Origin of the sequence: Streptomyces monashensis, from assembly GCF_001866665.1 — a bacterium.
GTDB lineage: Bacteria > Actinomycetota > Actinomycetes > Streptomycetales > Streptomycetaceae > Streptomyces > Streptomyces monashensis.
The window spans coordinates 247,581-266,318 of the sequence record NZ_MLYO01000024.1; the positions used below are offsets into that span (position 1 = coordinate 247,581).

At 69.5% G+C, this 18,738-nt stretch carries 13 protein-coding genes and 1 pseudogene; 9 read left to right on the top strand and 5 right to left on the bottom strand.

Annotated elements, in window-relative coordinates; all coding sequences use genetic code 11:
• Window positions 1-183: 183 nt before the first annotated feature.
• The 4 genes and pseudogenes from BIV23_RS46240 to BIV23_RS14830 form a co-directional block, all read left to right on the top strand.
• Window positions 184-339: pseudogene (locus BIV23_RS46240) on the top strand (DUF255 domain-containing protein); the annotation flags it as partial.
• Window positions 340-867: 528 nt separating this feature from the next.
• Window positions 868-2,130 (top strand): AAA family ATPase, encoded by a 1,263-nt coding sequence (locus BIV23_RS14820; RefSeq protein WP_071381281.1) that lies wholly within the window; start codon window positions 868-870, stop codon window positions 2,128-2,130.
• Window positions 2,120-3,145: a hypothetical protein gene (locus BIV23_RS14825; protein ID WP_071381282.1), complete on the top strand. Its 1,026-nt coding sequence runs from the start codon at window positions 2,120-2,122 to the stop codon at window positions 3,143-3,145. The genes BIV23_RS14820 and BIV23_RS14825 overlap by 11 nt, the downstream gene beginning before the upstream one ends.
• A 2-nt stretch (window positions 3,146-3,147) precedes the next feature.
• Window positions 3,148-4,821, top strand: coding sequence for a DUF262 domain-containing protein (locus tag BIV23_RS14830; protein WP_071381283.1), 1,674 nt, complete (start codon window positions 3,148-3,150; stop codon window positions 4,819-4,821).
• A gap of 609 nt (window positions 4,822-5,430) precedes the next feature.
• Here BIV23_RS14830 and BIV23_RS14835 read toward each other — a convergent pair.
• Window positions 5,431-5,997, bottom strand: coding sequence for a Uma2 family endonuclease (locus BIV23_RS14835; protein ID WP_071381284.1), 567 nt, complete (start codon window positions 5,995-5,997; stop codon window positions 5,431-5,433).
• Window positions 5,998-6,194: 197 nt separating this feature from the next.
• Here BIV23_RS14835 and BIV23_RS14840 point away from each other — a divergent pair, with 197 nt between their 5' ends.
• The 5 genes from BIV23_RS14840 to BIV23_RS14860 all read left to right on the top strand — a co-directional run bounded on the left by BIV23_RS14840 (window position 6,195) and on the right by BIV23_RS14860 (window position 14,932).
• On the top strand, window positions 6,195-8,231 hold the full coding sequence (locus tag BIV23_RS14840) for a thioredoxin domain-containing protein (RefSeq protein WP_079173158.1): 2,037 nt from the start codon (window positions 6,195-6,197) through the stop codon (window positions 8,229-8,231).
• A 215-nt stretch (window positions 8,232-8,446) separates the two neighbouring features.
• Window positions 8,447-9,715 carry a glycosyltransferase gene (locus tag BIV23_RS14845; RefSeq protein WP_071381286.1) on the top strand — a complete coding sequence of 423 codons (1,269 nt, stop codon included), beginning with the start codon at window positions 8,447-8,449 and terminating at the stop codon, window positions 9,713-9,715.
• Window positions 9,712-11,358 carry an ArnT family glycosyltransferase gene (locus BIV23_RS14850; protein ID WP_071381287.1) on the top strand — a complete coding sequence of 549 codons (1,647 nt, stop codon included), beginning with the start codon at window positions 9,712-9,714 and terminating at the stop codon, window positions 11,356-11,358. The genes BIV23_RS14845 and BIV23_RS14850 overlap by 4 nt, the downstream gene beginning before the upstream one ends.
• Entirely contained in the window at window positions 11,355-12,524 is a 1,170-nt protein-coding gene (locus BIV23_RS14855; protein WP_071381288.1) for a glycosyltransferase, read from the top strand. Before BIV23_RS14850 ends, BIV23_RS14855 begins: the two co-directional genes overlap by 4 nt.
• The gene (locus BIV23_RS14860) at window positions 12,521-14,932 is read left to right on the top strand and encodes a galactose oxidase early set domain-containing protein (RefSeq protein ID WP_071381289.1); all 2,412 of its coding nucleotides are present in this window, start codon (window positions 12,521-12,523) and stop codon (window positions 14,930-14,932) included. The genes BIV23_RS14855 and BIV23_RS14860 overlap by 4 nt, the downstream gene beginning before the upstream one ends.
• Here the strand turns inward: BIV23_RS14860 and BIV23_RS14865 are convergent.
• The 4 genes from BIV23_RS14865 to trhA form a co-directional block, all read right to left on the bottom strand.
• Window positions 14,929-15,651, bottom strand: a complete 723-nt coding sequence (locus tag BIV23_RS14865; RefSeq protein WP_071381290.1) for a Mut7-C RNAse domain-containing protein — start codon at window positions 15,649-15,651, stop codon at window positions 14,929-14,931. The two genes, BIV23_RS14860 and BIV23_RS14865, sit on opposite strands and share 4 nt — an antisense overlap.
• A 33-nt stretch (window positions 15,652-15,684) precedes the next feature.
• The gene (locus BIV23_RS14870) at window positions 15,685-16,317 is read right to left on the bottom strand and encodes a TetR family transcriptional regulator (protein ID WP_079173167.1); all 633 of its coding nucleotides are present in this window, start codon (window positions 16,315-16,317) and stop codon (window positions 15,685-15,687) included.
• An 11-nt stretch (window positions 16,318-16,328) separates the two neighbouring features.
• On the bottom strand, window positions 16,329-17,882 hold the full coding sequence (locus BIV23_RS14875) for an MFS transporter (protein WP_071381292.1): 1,554 nt from the start codon (window positions 17,880-17,882) through the stop codon (window positions 16,329-16,331).
• 125 nt (window positions 17,883-18,007) lie between these two features.
• Entirely contained in the window at window positions 18,008-18,721 is a 714-nt protein-coding gene (gene trhA, locus BIV23_RS14880; protein WP_071381293.1) for a PAQR family membrane homeostasis protein TrhA, read from the bottom strand.
• Window positions 18,722-18,738 lie beyond the last annotated feature (17 nt).

Consider the following 18,738-nt stretch of genomic DNA (forward strand, 5'->3'; position numbering starts at 1 on the left):
TCCTTGCCCACGAGTGTCCTTCGGGCGGGACGAGATGGCGAGGGTGCGACGATCACCTCAGGGGTGAGGATTTCGTGCCAGTTCTCGTGCCGGTCGAGTTCGGCTCCGCCCGCTGCCGGCCACCGGCGCGCCCGGTGGTGACGCGTCTGCACGCCCTCCCCGGGCCCGTGGGAGAGTGGAACGGTGAACCGACTGGCGCATGAGACCTCCCCGTATCTCCTCCAGCACGCCGACAACCCCGTCGACTGGTGGCCCTGGTCGGCCGAGGCCTTCGACGAGGCCCGCAAGACGAACAAGCCCGTGCTGCTGAGCGTCGGATACAGCAGCTGTCACTGGTGCCAGTGAACTCGCAAACCGAGTAGTCCGCGGCCCTCGCGTCTGTCTGAGGCGCGGGGCGACACACTCAGGAGGTGGTGGCTACCTGGAGGTGGAAATACTGAGCCCGAGCGGACCGCAAGTTGACGGATGTGGCAAGGCATCCGACACCAGCCACATCAAGGGGCGGAGCTGTTGCTGGCCGCAGGTGACGTCGACCGTGCCCTTTCCCGGAGGTCCAAGGGTCGGGCCAGGCCGCGGCCTGGGGAAAGCTGATCGGTCGGCTGCCCTTCCCGGCGCTCAGGCCGACAGCCGCGCGGAGCACCTCTGCCGCACAGGGGGAGGATTGTTGTGTGGAGGCTGACGGTCTCGCCAGATAGCTGGAACTTCGAGGCAGACGTCGGGCATCTCCGCAGATGGAAGAGCGAAACTCGGGTGCCGGCTTCCACCGTCTGAGAGTATTGCCGCGGCTAAGCTGGCGCGCCGCTGGAGTGGTGTTCGCTGAGATCGGCACGGCCTCGCCAGACATGGTTTCACCGAACGGGAGCCCAGGTGTCGTTGGAACGGTTCTCACTGGAGAACTATCGCTGCTTCAGGGAGAGACAGGAGGTGGAGCTTGGAAAGATCACCGTGGTGCTGGGCCGGAACAATTCCGGCAAGAGTGCGGTCGTGCGAGCGCTCCCGCTCCTTTCCCTCGGTATCCGCGGCGACTCCCCGTACCCTCTGGACCTGGACCTGATCCAGGGCTTCACTCCTTCGTTCGCCGATCTGATCCACGGCTCGTCACCCCATGGGCACATTCGCCTGGGAGCGTCGATCGGGCACGAGGACGGCGAGACCGTCAGCGCCACCGCAGAGGTCCAGAACATCGCCAACCAGGGAATGCAGCTGGTCTCCTCGGTGCAGATCTCCTCCGGGACGGAGGTCGCGAACCTCTCCTGGATCCCCGGCATCGACGCCTACTCCTCGGAGAAGCGCGCGTATCTTGTCGACGGCCAGGAGGCCAAAGTCGGATTTCGCGGGCTGCTGCCCGATCCGGCCGACTGGCCGGACTCCGTCGGCGGTGTCAGCGGCGTCACTGGGCTCATTCGGGAAGGCCTCGACGAGATCCGGTATCTGGGTCCGTTCAGGAAGAGCCCGGAGCGCTTCTTCCGGTCTCCGGCCAGAACCCTGGGCAGCGTCGGCTATCGGGGCGAGAGGGCGCTCGGCATGCTCGCCGCGGACGAGGTGTATGGGCGCGGTCTGATCGGCCGTGAGGTGAACACCCTGCTGGAAAGCATCCTGCCCGGGTGGCGCCTCGAAGTCACCGATGTCGGCTCCGGGATGTACATCCCCAAGCTGCGTTCCCTGCGCGACCCCGATCTCGTCGTCCACATCGACGACGTCGGCACCGGTGTGGTCCAGTTCCTGCCGATAGTGATCCAGCGGGCCGCGGACCGCGTGGAACCGCCCGCCGGGCCGGTGATCGAGATCGTGGAGGAGCCCGAACTCCATCTCCACCCTTCGGCGCATGCCGCGATCGCCGATCTCTACGTCGACGCCGTGCAGGAGTCGCAGGTGCGCTTCCTGGTGGAGACGCACAGCGAGAACTTCCTCCTCAGGCTGCGCCGGCGGGTCGCGGAGCGGAAACTGGCGCCGGAGGACGTGAAGATCTACTTCGTCGAGCAGGCCGAGGGGGCCGCCACCCTGCGGAAGATCGAGGTGGACGCCCTCGGCAACCTCGACTACTGGCCGCGGGGGGTCTTCGCGGAGGACTTCGAGGAGGTGCGCGCCCTCGCGGATGCGCAGGCGAATCGGATCGACGATGCGCGTTGAGATTCCCGTCGACCTGCTGAAGGACCGTCAGGGCGACGAGAACGCAGAGCTCATATTGAAGCTGATCGCGTTCTTCAGGGAGGCGCGGCACGAGTGGGCGATCTCCCCGCGTGATGTGGATGCCGTCCATACGTTCCTGGAGCGTCACCTCCCGGTCCTGGCGCAGAGCTACCTGCTGCTCGCGCAGAAGGCGAGCATGGCGCAGGCCTGGAGGCCGCAAGGGGGGACCACAGGCGTGGTCAGGGTGGCCGACGAGACGCTCGCGGCGGACATCCGCGACCTGGAACGGCCGGCCGTGCTGGTCGTGGAGAACGCGATCTACGACTGGCAGATGATCGAGGCGCTCGCGCGCCTGCTTGGCTGCGAGGACGTCATCGACGCCAAGGAGGGCAGCCGACTCGGTGTGTACAACGGAGGCGGCAAGGACGGGGCGACCCTGCACGCCGTCGACCAGGCCGCTCAGTTCTCCCGTACCAAGCGTGTGGTCCTCGTCATCGACAGCGACAGCTTCCACCCCACGGACCGGACCGGCAATCACGAGAAGGCCGAAGCCGCGGCGCGCGAAGGCGTGAGTGCGCACGTCCTCAGTTTCCGGGAGATGGAGAACTACATTCCCAACCGCGTCCTGGCCCGGCAGCCGAAGAAGACCGCCGGAATGTCCTCCATGGCCAAGCGCCTGGAGTCCCTCAAGACCTTCTCGCCCGAGCAGCGCGCCCACTTCGACATGAAGCACGGATTCAAGGGAAAGCCGCAGAAGGGTGCCGCCCAGAAGGGGCGCCACTCCGGGAAGGCGGGGACCACCTACGTCATCCCGCCGCGCCACGGTGATCTGTACGACGGAGTGGCGGAGCAGGATCTCATCACCCTCCAGGAGGGATTCGGAACGGACTTGCCGGGTCTGTTCCTGCAAGAGGTGGTGCGCGGCGGCATATCGGAGCGGGACCTGGACGGCCTGGGCCCCGGAGCGAAACAGGAGTTGCGATCGATGTTCGAAACGATTCGGGGCGTGATCTGAGCATGGGAGACATCGAGGTGGTCAAGGATATCTCCGTGGTGCCGGAGGTCCACTTCCTGGAGCAGGTGCTGGAGCGGATCGCGCAGGGCGAGCTGCGGGTGCCGAAGTTCCAGCGCCCGTTCCTGTGGCGCCCCGAGCAGATGCTCCAGCTCTTCGACAGCATGGAGCGCGGCTACCCGATGGGCAGCCTGCTCATCTGGGAGACCGCCATGCCGCTCGAAAGCCTCGACACCATCGGTGGGCGCAGGATTCCGCTGGCACCGGAAGGGGCGAAGGTCGCCTACGTCCTGGACGGTCACCAGCGGCTCTCAACGCTCTTCGGCGTCCTCCACCGCTCGGCCGATGCCCCGCGGTCCGCGCGCCAGGAGGACTGGATGTGGTGGGTCTACCGGCCGCTCGTCCGGTCGCAACACGACGGCGTGCGCTACCGCCACTGGAAGAGCGGCGAGCCGGTGCCCAGCCACTTCCTGCCTATGCGGTCCGTACTGGGGACCCTGGACTTCCTCGAATACGCACGGACGCTGTCCGACGTCTCCGACTCCCGCGAGGAGGCCGACCGCCTCACCAAGGAGAGCGAGCGCATCGCGAAGCGGGTGAAGAACTACAAGGTCTCCGTGGTGCGCATGGAGGGCGGAACTCTCCAGCAGGCCATCGAGGTCTTCTCCAGAATCAACAGCAGCGGCCAGAAGATGCGTCCCGACCAGATGGTCTCCGCGCTGACCTACGGGACCATCGGCTCGGAGACGCTCAGCGACAAGATGGAGGAGATCAAGGGGCGGATCGCCGCTTCGGGCTTCGGCGAAATCCCGATCATGACGATCTTCCAGACCGTCCTCGCGCTGTCCGGCGAGGAGGACGTATACGGGGACACCTCCTGGGAGACGATGGCCCGCAAGGTCCAGGGCCAGCTCATGACCGCGGTGGAGGACACCGACCTGATCCTCCAGCAGGTGGTCGAGTTCCTGCGGGATGAGGTCCGGGTCCCGCTGGCTCGCCTTGTTCCCTACAACATCCAGATCATGCTGCTCGCCGTCTTCTTCCACTTCTCCGACAAGGTCGAAGCGGAGCAGCGGGTCAAGCTCCGGCTCTGGTTCTGGACCACGTCCCTGGCGGGCACCTTCGCTGGGTCCACCACCACCCAGGTCCGGAAATTCATCACGGAGATGAAGGCCTTCGCCCGGGGTAAGGGCGGGCTCAGCTACTCCGCTGAGCGGGCCCGTTCCTTCCCCGAACGCTTCGACCTGCGCAGCGCGCGTGTGCGCGCCTACCTCCTCTGGGACCTGCAGACGTTCCCGGACCGGAAGAACCTCGACGACGGCACCGTCAACGTGCTGGAACAGCTGGCGACGGCGCACAGCGAGACCTATCGACACGTCATCACCCAGAGCGGGGTCCCCGGGGCTTCCAGTCCCGCCAACCGGATCGTCATGACGACGCCGCCGGGTGTGTCGATCCGGCAGGCGCTCATCAGGCTCGCGGAGGACGGGCGGACCGACATCCTGGACTCGCACGGAGTCAGCCTCGCGTCCATCGAGCACCTCAAGGCCGACGCGTTCACCGAGTTCATCCTCGCCCGGCAGCACGAACTGGCGGCGCGGGAGAGGCAGTTCATCGAGAGCCTGGGCATCAAGTCGGCCGACAAGGAGGTCGGCGAGGCCGACATCGACACCGAGTGAGGGGTAGCGAGTCCAGGCTTGTACAGCCTCGAAGGCGCAACGCGGCTCTCCTGCCCTGGAGCCGCAGTCGGCATGGCGATCACCACCTACCTGAGCTCTGTCTGAACCGACATGCCGTGCGGGATGCCTCTCCACCGTCCCACACGGCCGGGATCACCACACGAGCTTCTACGCTCGACTCGTGAGGATCGGCCTACCTTCCCGTGCCCTCCTGTATCGCCGCCGACAGTGACGTCCGCATGGATGGTCAGCTGGTGGTCGAGCATGTCAGCTCGTACCTGCCTGCAGCGCCATGGTTCCAGCTCGCGACTGGAGCTTCAGTGGCGTCGATGGCAAAGCGGGACAGTCGTAGCCCGTTAGCGTCGATGAACCGCAACTGGATACCAAGACTTGGGTCTTTGGACGGCTGCCCTGTTGGTGCGACTGTCCGCCAACGTGCCCTTGAGTAGTTCTTGACCGAGCACGGCTGAACGATCGTGTACGAGCTGGAGTGGCATCCGCACGGGGTGCATCCGGTCCGTAGTCGGAGAATGTCCTGATCGGTGCGCGAAGCACTGTGATGTGGGCGCTGACGGTCAAGCGTCGATAGCGGGGCGGCTTCTTGGTACGTTACAAGAGCCCAAGATCGACCGTGATGGAGAAAGGCGTGGTGGCCTTCACCGTCCCGGTGAACATCTCGCCGTCCCTGTAAGCCCTGGTGGCGGGGTCGAGAACGTAGGTGTAGACGATCGGGATACCGGTGGCGGCCTGCTCGACCCGCCAGTAGAAGGGGATGCCGGCCTTGGCGTACTGGTCCACCTTCACGATCCGGTCGGTGGTCTCCGAACCGGGCGACACGACCTCGACGACCAGGAGTACGTGCTCGGGGCGGGTGGGTGTGAGGTCGATGGTCTCCGCCCGGTAGACGGTGACGTCCGGCCGTCGGTTGGTGAGCGGAACATCCTGCAGGCGGACGTCGAAGTCCGTGTCCGCGTTCCAGTCCGGGCCCGCGGCGGCGTCCAGGGCATTGGCCAGGATCCGCGCCAGCCGGTTGTGCCGCTTGGAGGCGCTCGGGCTCACGACGACCATCCCGTCCACGATCTCGATGCCGGCGCACTGCTCCTCGGACCAGGAGTCGTACTGCTCCGCGCTGATCTGCGAATGCATCCACGCGGGCGCCACCATCTCGGCGGTCATGGTGTACCTCCTTCGAGGAGCCTCGGCAGGTCCAGCGCTGCTGTGCCCAGCCTACTGTTCAGAGGTGCCGGGTCGCCCGACCCAGAGGTGGACGGAGTCGCTCACCACGTGATGGCGCACAAGTGCAATTCGGCCAAGTGAGGCGGGCTCGTCAGTGATTCACCGGTCGAGGCAGGCGCTGTGAGAGGCTGGGTCGTATGAACCGGCTGGCTGGTGTGACCTCGCCTTATCTGCTTCAGCATGCCGATAATCCGGTCGACTGGTGGCCGTGGGGACCGGAGGCGTTCGAGGAAGCGAAACGGCGCGATGTACCCGTTCTGTTGTCGGTCGGTTACGCTGCGTGTCATTGGTGTCACGTGATGGCCCACGAGTCGTTCGAGGACCACGCCACCGCCGAGTACCTCAACGAACACTTCGTCAGCGTCAAGGTCGACCGCGAGGAGCGGCCCGACGTGGACGCCGTCTACATGGAGGCCGTGCAGGCCGCCACCGGGCAGGGCGGCTGGCCCATGACCGTGTTCCTCACGCCGGACGCCGAACCCTTCTACTTCGGCACGTACTTCCCGCCCGCGCCCCGGCACGGCATGCCCTCCTTCCGGCAGGTGCTGGAAGGGGTCCGCCAGGCCTGGGACACGCGCAGGGACGAGGTCGGGGAGATCGCCGGGAAGATCGTGCGCGACCTCGCCCAGCGGGAGATCAGCCACCAGGGCGACCGGGTGCCCGGCGAGGAGGAGCTGGCGCGGGCGCTGCTCGGGCTGACCCGGGAGTACGACCCGCAGCGCGGCGGATTCGGCGGAGCGCCGAAGTTCCCGCCGTCCATGGTGCTGGAGTTCCTGCTGCGCCACCACGCGCGGACCGGCGCCGAGGGTGCGCTGCAGATGGCACAGGACACGTGCGAGCGCATGGCCCGGGGCGGGATCTACGACCAGTTGGGCGGCGGCTTCGCGCGGTACTCCGTCGACCGTGACTGGGTCGTTCCGCACTTCGAGAAGATGCTGTACGACAACGCGCTGCTCTGCCGCGTGTACGCGCACCTGTGGCGGGCCACGGGCTCCGACCTCGCCCGGCGCGTCGCTCTGGAGACCGCCGACTTCCTCGTCCGTGAACTGCGCACCGAGCAGGGCGGGTTCGCCTCGGCGCTCGACGCCGACAGCGACGACGGCAGCGGACGGCACGTCGAGGGGGCGTACTACGTCTGGACGCCGGAGCGGCTGCGCGCCGTTCTCGGGGACGCGGACGGCGACCTCGCCGCCCAGTACTTCGGCGTGACCGACGAGGGCACCTTCGAGCACGGGCAGTCCGTCCTCCAGCTTCCCCAGCAGGACACCCTCTTCGACGCCGCGAAGATCGCCTCCGTGCGGGAACGGCTGCTGGACGAGCGTCGGCGGCGGCCCGCGCCCGGCCGGGACGACAAGGTCGTCGCCGCCTGGAACGGGCTCGCGATCGCCGCGCTCGCCGAGACCGGCGCCTACTTCGAGCGGCCCGACCTGATCGAGGCCGCGGTCGGTGCCGCCGACCTCCTGGTGCGCGTGCACCTCGACGAGCACGCCCGGCTCGCCCGGACCAGCAAGGACGGCCGCGCCGGCGCCAACGCAGGGGTGCTGGAGGACTACGGCGACGTCGCCGAGGGCTTCCTGGCGCTCGCCTCCGTGACGGGGGAGGGCGTCTGGCTCGACTTCGCCGGGCTGCTCCTCGACCATGTGCTGACCCGTTTCGCCGACCCGGACACCGGCGCGCTGTACGACACGGCCGCCGACGCCGAGCGGCTCATCCGCCGCCCGCAGGACCCCACCGACAACGCCACCCCCTCCGGCTGGACCGCCGCGGCGGGCGCGCTGCTCGGCTACGCCGCGCACACCGGCTCCGAGCCCCACCGGGCCGCCGCCGAGCGGGCGTTGGGAGTCGTCACCACGCTCGGTCCGCGTGTGCCGCGGTTCATCGGCTGGGGGCTCGCCGTCGCCGAGGCCCTGCGCGACGGGCCGCGGGAGATCGCCGTCGTCGCAACCGGCACCACCCCCGACAAGAGCACAACGGCCTTGCACCGCACCGCACTTCTGGGCACCGCCCCCGGTGCCGTCGTCGCCGTCGGCGCCGTGGGGAGCGACGAGTTCCCGCTTCTCGCGGACCGCCCGCTCGTCGAAGGCCGGCCCGCGGCCTACGTCTGCCGTAACTTCACGTGCGAGGCGCCGACGACCGATCCGGAGCGGTTGCGCACGGCCCTGAACGAGCACTGAGCTGCGGACACGCACGGCAGCCGGTAAGCGGCAACTGTCCGAAAGTGAGCGGGTGTTCGGATAGATACCGCTTACCGCATCCCCGTTCCGAAACAAGCTATTTATCTGAAGAGCTCCCACGCTTCACAGATCCCTCCTACGATCTCCACAACGACACGACGAGTGACACGGTGATGACCGACCGTCGTGCGCTCAGGGGGATCTGGGGGGATCTTTTGCTGACGTCTGTCTTCATCGCTGCCGTCTCGCTTGCCCTTTTCTGGATGGCGGCGTTCACCCTGTGGTGGCAGATGCACGCGTGGCGCACGCCCGAGGTGCTCGCCGCCACCCGCTTCGGCAGACCGGACGGGGGCGAGCAGCTGTCCTTCTCGCTGCTCCTGCCGGCCCGGCACGAGCAAGCCGTGCTCGACCACACCATCCAGCGGCTGCTGGAGTCCACACACACCGACTTCGAGATCATCGTGATCGTCGGGCACGACGACCCCGAGACCACGCAGGTGGCCGAGAAGGCCGCCGCGCGCGACGCGCGTGTGCGGGTCGTCGTCGACACCCACGAGAAGAAGAACAAGCCCAAGGCCATGAACACGGCGCTGCCGCACTGCCGCGGTGACGTCGTCGGGGTCTTCGACGCCGAGGACCAGGTCCATCCGGAGCTGCTCGCCCACGTCGACCACGCCTTCCGGACGACCGGCGCGGACGTCGTCCAGGGCGGCGTCCAGCTCATCAACTTCCATTCCAGCTGGTACAGCCTGCGCAACTGCCTGGAGTACTTCTTCTGGTTCCGCTCCCGGCTGCACCTGCACGCGCAGAAGGGGTTCATCCCGCTCGGCGGCAACACCGTCTTCGTCCGGACGGAGGTCCTCAGGGAGGCCGACGGATGGGACCCCGACTGCCTGGCGGAGGACTGCGACCTGGGCGTGCGGCTCTCGTCCGTCGGCAAGAAGGTCGTCGTCGCCTACGACTCCGACATGGTCACCCGCGAGGAGACGCCGGGCTCGCTCATGTCGCTCCTCAAGCAGCGCACCCGCTGGAACCAGGGCTTCCTCCAGGTGTACCGGAAGAAGGACTGGCGCGAACTGCCGGGACTCGGACAGCGGTTGCTCGCCAGGTACACCCTGATGACCCCGTTCATGCAGGCCTTCTCCGGTGTCGTCATCCCGCTGAACGCGGCCGTCGCGCTCTTCCTCGACGTGCCCGTCGGCGTCGCCTTCCTCACCTTCCTGCCGCTGGTCACCGCCGTCGTCACCTTCGTCTTCGAGGTGGTCGGCCTGCACGACTTCGGCGTCCAGTACGGCCTGCGGGTCCGCCTCGCGCACTACGTCAAGCTCATCGTGGGCGGCCCCTTCTACCAGGTCCTCCTCGCCGGTGCCGCGATCCGCGCCGTATGGCGTGAACAACGCGGCCGCAACGACTGGGAGTTGACCTCGCACGTCGGCGCGCACCTCACCGCGGCCGAGCCGATCCGAGAGGACGTTCCCGCGTGACCTCCACTCTTCCCGCGGTGACCGCAGCCACGGTCCCCGCGCAGGGCCGGCCTGTGCCCACGGACCGTCCGGCCGGCCGGGCCGAGCCTCCGGTACGGCTCCGCTCCTCCCGGCCCGACCTGCTGCTCTGCGGTGCCCTGCTCACGGTGATCCTCGTCGTCCAGGGCTGGAACATCGCCGACTACCCGGCCCTCAGCGACGACGAGGGCACCTACCTCGCCCAGGCCTGGGCCGTCCAGCAGGGCCGGGGCCTGGCCCACTACACCTACTGGTACGACCACCCGCCGCTCGGCTGGATCCAGATAGCCCTGCTCGGCTGGATCCCCTCGGCGCTCAGCCCCGGCTCCATGACCGTCGCCACCATGCGCGTCGCCATGCTGCTGATCAGCGGTGTCAGCGCGGTCCTCGTGTACGTCCTCGGGCGTCGGCTCTCGCTGCCGCGCTGGGCCGCCGGACTCGGCACGGCCCTGCTCGGGCTCTCCCCGCTCGCGGTCGTGCTCAGCCGGGAGATCTTCCTCGACAACATCGCCGTGATGTGGCTGCTGCTGGCGTTCTGCCTCGCCGCCTCGCCCAGCCGCCACCTCTGGCACCACTTCGGCGCGGGTCTCGCCGCCGCCGCGGGCGTGCTCACCAAGGAGACGATGCTCGTCGTCCTGCCCGCCCTGTTCGTCACCATGTGGGCGCACAGCCACCGCGACACCCGCAAGTTCGCCCTCACCGGAGCCGTCACCGCCTGCGCCCTGATCGGTATGTCGTACCCGCTCTTCGCGCTGCTGAAGGGCGAGCTGTTCCCCGGTGCCGGGCACGTGTCCCTGTGGGACGGCATCACCTACCAGATGTCCCGGCCGGGCTCCGGCTTCCTCCTCGACCGGGGCTCGGGGTCGTACGGCGTGCTCCACTCCTGGCTGTACTACGACCGCGTCCTGCCTCTCGGGGGCCTCGCCGGAGCCCTGCTCCTGCTGCTCACCCGGCGCTGGTCCGGCACCGCCCGGGCGCTCACCGGACCGTCCCTGGCCGTGGCGATCCTCGCCCTCGTCGCCCTGCGGCCGAACGGCTATCTGCCCGCCATGTACGTCATCGGCGCGCTGCCCTTCCTCGCCCTGGTGCTGGCGGGCGGCCTGGCCTCCGTCGGGCACGCGGTGCTGCGCCGCCGGCGGACGGAGGGCGAGAAGCGGTACGTCACCGGCGGCCGGTACGCGGCTGCCGCCGTGCTCGTCCTCGCCGCCGGCGCCTACGTCGTACCGCACTGGTACGACGGCGACCGCACCGCCGTCACCGCCGACGCCAACAAGCCCTACCGGCAGGCCTCCCACTGGCTCGGCACGAAGGTCGCGGACCCGAAGGACACCCGGGTCCTGGTCGACGACGCCCTCTGGCTGGACCTCGTGCACGCCGGGTACCGGCCCGGGCTCGGCGCCGTCTGGTTCTACAAGGCCGACCTCGACCCGGCCGTCACCAGGACCATGCCGCACGGCTGGCGGGACATCGACTACGTCGTCGCCTCGCCGACCGTCCGCCGCGACGCCAAGGACCTGCCGAACGTCAGGGCCGCCATCCAGCACTCCGTGCCGGTCGCCACCTTCGGCACCGGGGAGGACCGCATCGAGATCCGCCGCATCCAGGCCGTGGGCGGTGCCCGATGAGCGAGCACACCGCCCCGACACCCGGCCTGGACGCCGCAGAGATAGCCGAGCCCGGCGCCGTCACCGTCGTCGTCCCGACCTTCAACGAGTCCGCGAACATCCGACGGCTGCTGCGGCTGATCACCGAGTCGGTGCCCGCGCGGCTGCCCTGTGAGGTCGTCTTCGTGGACGACTCCACCGACGACACGCCCGAGGTGATCCGCGCGGCCGCCCAGGACTGCCCGTTCCCGGTGGCCGTGCTGCACCGTGCGGAACCCGTCGGCGGGCTCGGCGGGGCGGTCGTCGAGGGGATCAAGGCCGCGACCTCGGAGTGGATCGTCGTCATGGACGGCGACTGCCAGCATCCGCCGTCCCTGATACCGGAGTTGGTGGCCACCGGCGAGCGGGCGAACGCCGGGCTCGTCGTCGCCTCCCGGTACATCGAGGGCGGCAGCCGGGCCGGGCTCGCCGGCGGCTACCGGGTGACCGTCTCGCGCGGCGCGACCTGGCTCACCAAGGCCCTCTTCCCGCGTCGGCTGCACGGCATCAGCGACCCGATGAGCGGCTTCTTCGCCATCCGGCGCAGCGCGGTCAGCGCCGAGGTGCTGAAGCCTCTCGGCTACAAGATCCTCCTGGAGCTGGCCGTCCGCAGCCGTCCGGGCCGGGTCGCCGAAGTGCCGTTCGTCTTCCAGGACCGGTTCGCGGGGGAGTCCAAGTCGACCGCGCAGGAGGGCTTCCGCTTCCTGCGTCATCTGGCCGGACTGCGCACCGCCTCACCCGTCGCCCGCATGGTGGGCTTCGGGCTGATCGGCGCCAGCGGCTTCGTGCCGAACCTCGTCGGACTCTGGGCGCTCACCGCCCTCGGGACGCACTACGTGCCCGCCGAGATCCTCGCCAACCAACTGGGCGTCGCCTGGAACTTCCTGCTCATCGAGCAGCTGCTGTTCCGCGACCGGCGCGCGCACCGCCGTCGGTGGGACCGGCTCGGCCGGTTCGCGCTGCTGGCCAACGCCGACCTGGTGCTGCGCATCCCGCTGATCGCGCTGCTCGTCGGCCGGTTCGGCATGGGCGCCCTGCCGGCCACCGCACTTGCGCTGGCCATGACGTTCGTCCTGCGCTTCGTCGGGACCGAAGCGCTGGTCTACCTCCCTCGCCGCCGGGGGAGCCGAGCAAGGAGAGCCGCTTGAGCACGTACCGCAGACGGACCGCGCTGGCCGGGGTGGGCGCCCTGACCGCCGGGCTGCTCCTGGCCGCGCCGCAGAGCGCCGAGGCCGCCAACCTGATCAAGAACCCCGGCTTCGAGACCGCCGGTACGGACGGCATGCCGTACTGCTGGGAGAAGTCGGGCTGGGGTGACAACGACTTCACCTTCGAGACGACCTCGGACGCGCACTCGGGGTCGGCGGCCATGAAGGTCACGCTGACCCGCCGGGTCGACGGCGACCGCAAGGCGATGCTCACGGAGTCCACCGACTGCGCACCGGCCGTGGCCGTCGGCAAGCAGTACGACCTCGGGGTCTGGTACAAGACCACCACCCCGGACGCCAACGTCACGCTGTTCCGGCACGACACCACCGCCGGCTGGCAGTACTGGACCGACGTCAAGACCCTCGACATGGCCTCGGCCTGGACGCAGGCCACCGTCCGCACCCCCGAGATCCCGCCCGGCACCGACCGTATCACCTGGGGTGTCTCCGTCTACGGCACCGGCTCGGCGACCACCGACGACTACACCATGGACCAGGTACCGGACGTGACCCCGCCCGCCCAGTGCACCGGCACCGACGACCAGTGCGCCCACGGCAGCTGGTCCGTCCTGCCGACGCAGAACCCGGTCCGCTCCATGCACTCCGTCGTGCTCAGCGACGGCAAGGTGCTGCTGATCGCCGGCTCCGGCAACAGCCAGGACGCCTTCAACGCGGGGACGTTCACGAGCGCCGTGTACGACCCGGTGAACGGCACGTACAAGGTGATCCCCACCCCGAAGGACATGTTCTGCGCGGGACACGTCCAGCTCCAGGACGGCCGGGTGCTCGTACTGAGCGGCAACAAGTCCTATCCGGACCCGAACGGCACGCACGGCTACGAGGGGTTCAGGGACTCGTACGTCTTCGACCCGAAGACCGAGACCTACACCAGGACCAACGACCTCAACGACGGCCACTGGTACCCGTCGGCGACCGAGCTGGGCAACGGTGACGTCATCACCTTCGGCGGGCTGCGCGAGGACTCCACCGGCTCGGTGACGGCGGAGAGGTTCTCGGCCGCGCAGAACCAGTGGCTTCCCACGTCTCAGGTCAACCAGACCTGGTCGTACTGGGGCCTGTACCCGGCGATGATCCTGATGCAGGACGGCCGCCTCTTCTACACGGGCAGCCATGTCTTCGGCAACAACATCCCCGGCACCGGCTCGGCGGTCTACGACTACGGCGCCAACACGATCACGCAGATCCCGGGGCTGCAGAACAAGGACCAGCGGGACCAGTCGTCGTCCGTGCTGCTGCCTCCGGCACAGGATCAGCGGGTGCTGACGGTCGGCGGCGGCAACATCGACTCCAACCCCGATGCGGGCCGCCTCACCGACGTGATCGACCTCAAGCAGGCGAACCCGTCGTACGTCGCCGGGCCGCCGATCCCGCAGGGCACGGTCAACCTGGGCAACGGCAAGGTCCCGGAGACCGGCAACCAGGGCAAGATGTACGTCTCCACCGTGCTGCTGCCCGACGGCAAGGTGCTGGAGACCGGCGGCGCCCTGCACAACCGCGCCAATCCCGTGTACGAGTCCTCGCTCTACGACCCCGCCACCAACGCCTTCCAGCAGGTGGCCGCCGACCCCGAGTCCCGCGGCTACCACTCCTCGGCGTTCCTGCTGCCCGACGGCCGGGTGATGGCCACCGGCGACAACCCGGGCAACGGCAGCTGGAACCACAACGTGTCGATCTACACCCCGCCGTACCTCTACAAGGGCACCCGCCCGACGATCACGTCGGTGATCAGTCAGGAGTGGAAGTACGGCGACACCCAGCGGATCACCGTCGACCGGCCGATCGCCAAGGCGGAGCTGATCCGCCCGGCCGCGGTGACTCATTCGTCCGATCCGAACCAGCGGTTCGTGGATCTGCCGCTCTCGGTCGACGGCAACAACGTCGACCTGAACGTGACGAACAACCCGAACATCGCCCCGCCCGGCTGGTACATGCTCTTCGCGGTCGACGCCAACGGGGTGCCCTCGGTGGCCCAGTGGGTGCACCTGACGGGCCCGGCGGCCATGACCGCCGCGTCCCCGCACATCCACGCCTTCGCCGACGGCCTCACCGGCAAGGTCGCGGGCCCCGGCAAGAAGCGCACGTCCCAGCAGGTGAGCCCGACCCTCTCCGGCTGCGACCGGCACTACGGTTCGATCAACGTGTGTGTGCCGACGGCCTTCCCGGCGCAGGTGAGGAAGACGACCGCGGCGCGCTGCGCCTGGCTGCAACGGAACGACTACGGCCGGCTGAAGGTCAACGGCGCAGACGATCCACTGGGGTTGGACCCGGACCGGAACGGAATCGCCTGTGACAAGGGCGATGTGAAGGGCGGTGGGAGCAGGCGCTAGCCGTGCTCCGCCAGGGCGCGCTCCACGATCGCCGCCAGCTGGTCGTGGTGTGCGCCCTTCCAGTAGGCGCGCCCGCAGTCCGTGCACTGGGCGAAGACGTCGTACGAGCGTTGGGTGCCGTGCTTGAGCTGAGTGGCCAGCTCGTCCTTGGTGGCCTGCCTGAGCAGGCCGTTGCAGGCCGTGCAGCGGGTCCAGGGGTGCAGGTCGGGGGCGAAGCGGTCGAGGATGTCGTGGAGTTGGTCGTCGGGGCGGGTGCTGTAGACGAAGGCGCCGGCCCACAGTTCGCGGCGGCGCAGCAGGCCCCGGTCGCGGCTGAGCATCACGCGCTTCTCGGCCGCCGAGCGGGTCGCGAGGGCGGGGTCGCCGATGTCCGTCGACTCGTACGCCGTGTCCACGCCGAGGAGGCGCAGGCGGCGGGCGAGGGTGCCCAGGTGGACGTCGAGGAGGAAGCGGAGCGGGGCGCCGGGGACCCGCTGGGGGCGCTCGACGGGGCGCACGCGCACCTGCTCGCCCGCCCGCGGAATGTGCGACACCGGCACCTCGCGGCCGTCCACGACCAGCGCGCCGACCTCGGTCAGCGGGACGCCCAGGGACTCGATGACATGGCCGAGCGTGGAGACGCCGTCCGTGGCCAGCGCCGTCGCACCGCCGCGCCGGGACTGCGGTACGAACACATGGAGCGCGGGGGCGACTTCGACGTGGATCTCGGCTGCGTTCACCTCGTCAGCATCGCACGCCGGGGCGCCGCGGCCTCAGCGGTTTTCGCGGGGCAGTCCCCGGTCCATGACGGTCAGGGCCCGGTCCATGAGGTCGTGCAGATCGCCCCCGAAGTCGTTCTCGGCCCAGTACATGGAGACCTCCATCAGGCCGCCGATCAGGGACATGGCGTAGACGCGGACCTCCAGGGCGTCGGGGTCCAGGCCGTAGTGTTCGGCGAGGGCGCCGCGCAGCAGGCGGCCGGTCTCCGACATGCTCTCGAACATCCGCGAGCGGACGGCGGGGACCTGCACCGTGAGCTGGGTGCGCAGGCGCACCACCTCGGGGTCCTCGCCCGCGTTGGCTTCCAGGGCCTTGTGCATGACGTGCCGCATCGACTCCATCCACGGCTCGCCGGCGGGCCGGGCGCGCAACTCCTCCACGATCAGCGCGTCGTACTCGTCCGTGAGGACGATGTCCTCCTTGGTCGGGAAGTACCGGAAGACGGTCGACGGCGACACCTCGGCCCGCTCGGCGATCTGCTCGACGGTCGTGGCGTCGTACCCCTGCTCCCTGATCAGTGCGTACGTCGCCGTGCGGATCGCCTCGCGGGTCTTGATCTTCTTGCGCTCGCGCAGGCCCAGCCGGGGGCGCTCGGCGGGGGAGAGGGGGGAACGTGCGGCCGTCATACGGTTCATTGTCAGGCATCCTCCGCGGCGACGACCATGGTGGCGTCGCCGGTTTCCGCCTCCCGTGCGGGTGACGCCGTCCTCGGCAGGAGGAGGGCCGCCAGCAGCGCGGCGACCAGCGCGGCGATCCCGCACACCAGCAGGACCACGCCCATGCCGTGGACGTAGGCGTCGTTCGCGGAGGCGGCGAGGCGGGCCGCGCTCGCGGGGTCCGTCCGCTCGGCGACCAGGTGCGCGGCGACCACCGACTCGCCGGCGGTGTGCGCGGCGTGCGGGGGCAGCCCGGTGACGTCGAGCCGGTCGCGGAAGATCCCGGCGAGCAGGCTGCCCAGCAGGGCGATGCCGACGGCGGCGCCGACCTGGCGCAGTGTCATCAGCAGGCCCGAGCCGCTGCCCGCCCGGTCGCGCGGCAGGGTGCCGAGGGCGCCGTCCATCGCGGTCACGACGGCGAAGCCGAAGCCGACGCCGGTGATCGACAGCCACAGCGCGACGAAGCCGTAGCCGGAGCCCGCCGTCGTACGGCTGCCGAGCAGCGCGGCGAAGGCCAGCACCACCAGCCCGGCGCTCACCACGGCCCGCGCGCCGAACCGGGCGACGACCGGCTGGGCGCCCCGCGCGGCCAGCATCAGGCCGCCCATCATCGGCAGCAGCCGCACGCCGGTGCCGAGGGCGTCGTGGCCGAGGACGGCCTGGAGGTACGGGGGCAGCACGAACAGCAGGCCCGACAGCACGAACATCACCAGGGTCGCGGCGAGCGTGTTGAACAGGAAGCCGCGGTGGGCCAGCAGCGTCATGTCGAGCATGGGGCGCTCGGCCCGCCGCTCGCGCAGCACGAGCGCGGTGAGCAGCGCCGCGGCCGCCGCGAACACCGTCAGGATCAGCGGGTCGCTCCAGCCTCGGTCGGGCGCCTCGATGATCGCGTAGACGAGGGCGCCGAGGCCGGTCGCGGTGAGCGCGGCGGACAGGACGTCGACCCGCGGGGAGGCGGGGTCGCCGGTCTCGGGGAGCAGGAGGACGCAGGCGGCGATGCCGAGAGCGGCCATCGGGACGTTGACCAGGAAGACCGAGCCCCACCAGAAGTGGTTCAGCAGCCAGCCGCCGATGATCGGGCCGAGCGGCAGACCGAGCGCGGAGGCGGCGGAGATGATGCCGACGGCCTTGGCGCGCTCGTCGGCGCCGAAGAGCGAGGGCAGCACGGACAGGGCGAGCGGGGTGACGAGCGCGCCGCCGACGCCCATGAACGCCCGGGCCGCGACGACCCAGTTCACGTCGGGGGCCAGCGCGCCCGTCAGCGAGCCGGCGAGGAAGAGGGCGAGCCCGGTGATCAGCATCCGGCGCCGCCCGAACCGGTCGCCGAGGAGGCCGGCGGGGAGCATCAGGGCGGCGAAGACGACGACGTACGCGTCCGCCATCCATTGCTGCCGGCCGGTACCGGCGCCCAGTTCGGCGGCCATCGTCGGCAGCGCCACGTTGAGGATCGTCATGTCGAAGCCGAGCGTGAGCATGCTCGCGACCAGGGCCGCGAGGGCCCACCAGCGCCGTGGGTTCGCAGTGACAGCAACCATGGAATGAGAGTAGCTCTCAAAATATGGTTGCTGTCAACAGGTAGGTGTTGCCATGCGGATCCGGGCACACGGAAGACGGCCACAGCTCGGAGAGCTGTGGCCGTGGCGGACGGAGCGGGCAGGGGTTACGCGTGCTGGTAGGCCACCAGTGAGATGCCGACGTAGTGCACGACGAACGCGGCCAGCGTGAAGGAGTGGAAGACCTCATGGAAGCCGAACCAGCGCGGTGACGGGTTCGGCCGCTTGATGCCGTAGACCACGCCGCCGGCGCTGTAGAGCAGGCCGCCGACGATCACGAGGACCAGGACGGCGATGCCGCCCGTGCGCATGAAGTCCGGCAGGAAGAAGACGGCCGCCCAGCCCATCGCGAGGTAGCAGGGCGTGTAGAGCCAGCGGGGGGCGCCGACCCAGAAGACGCGGAAGGCGATGCCGGCCGCGGCGGCGGCCCAGATCCCCCACAGCAGCCACTCGCCCTTGCCGCCCGGCAGGAGCAGCAGGGTCAGCGGGGTGTAGGTGCCCGCGATGATCAGGAAGATGTTGGCGTGGTCGAGGCGGCGCAGGACGCCGTCCATCCGCGGGCTCCAGTTGCCCCGGTGGTACAGCGCGCTGACGCCGAAGAGCAGGCAGGCCGTCAGGACGTAGATGCCGCAGGCGATGCGGCCTCTGGTGGAGTCGGCGAGGGCGGTGAGCACCAGCCCCGCGATGAGTACGGCCGGGAACATGCCGAGGTGCAGCCAGCCGCGCAGCTTCGGCTTGACCTGTTGCGGCAAGGAGAGCGCGGCGGGACCGCGGCCGTGGGGCGGCGTGTCCGTGGGCGCGTCGGGGACGGACGCAGTCATGCGCGCATGGTACCTAC

What these genes read in the sequence shown, in the direction of transcription:
- BIV23_RS14825 (WP_071381282.1), top strand. Translation starts at nt 2,120, where the DNA reads ATGCGCGTTGAGATTCCCGTCGACCTGCTGAAGGACCGTCAGGGCGAC.
- BIV23_RS14830 (WP_071381283.1), top strand. Translation starts at nt 3,148, where the DNA reads ATGGGAGACATCGAGGTGGTCAAGGATATCTCCGTGGTGCCGGAGGTC.
- BIV23_RS14835 (WP_071381284.1), bottom strand. Translation starts at nt 5,997, where the DNA reads ATGACCGCCGAGATGGTGGCGCCCGCGTGGATGCATTCGCAGATCAGC.
- BIV23_RS14840 (WP_079173158.1), top strand. Translation starts at nt 6,195, where the DNA reads ATGAACCGGCTGGCTGGTGTGACCTCGCCTTATCTGCTTCAGCATGCC.
- BIV23_RS14855 (WP_071381288.1), top strand. Translation starts at nt 11,355, where the DNA reads ATGAGCGAGCACACCGCCCCGACACCCGGCCTGGACGCCGCAGAGATA.
- BIV23_RS14870 (WP_079173167.1), bottom strand. Translation starts at nt 16,317, where the DNA reads ATGACGGCCGCACGTTCCCCCCTCTCCCCCGCCGAGCGCCCCCGGCTG.
- BIV23_RS14875 (WP_071381292.1), bottom strand. Translation starts at nt 17,882, where the DNA reads ATGGTTGCTGTCACTGCGAACCCACGGCGCTGGTGGGCCCTCGCGGCC.
- trhA (WP_071381293.1), bottom strand. Translation starts at nt 18,721, where the DNA reads ATGACTGCGTCCGTCCCCGACGCGCCCACGGACACGCCGCCCCACGGC.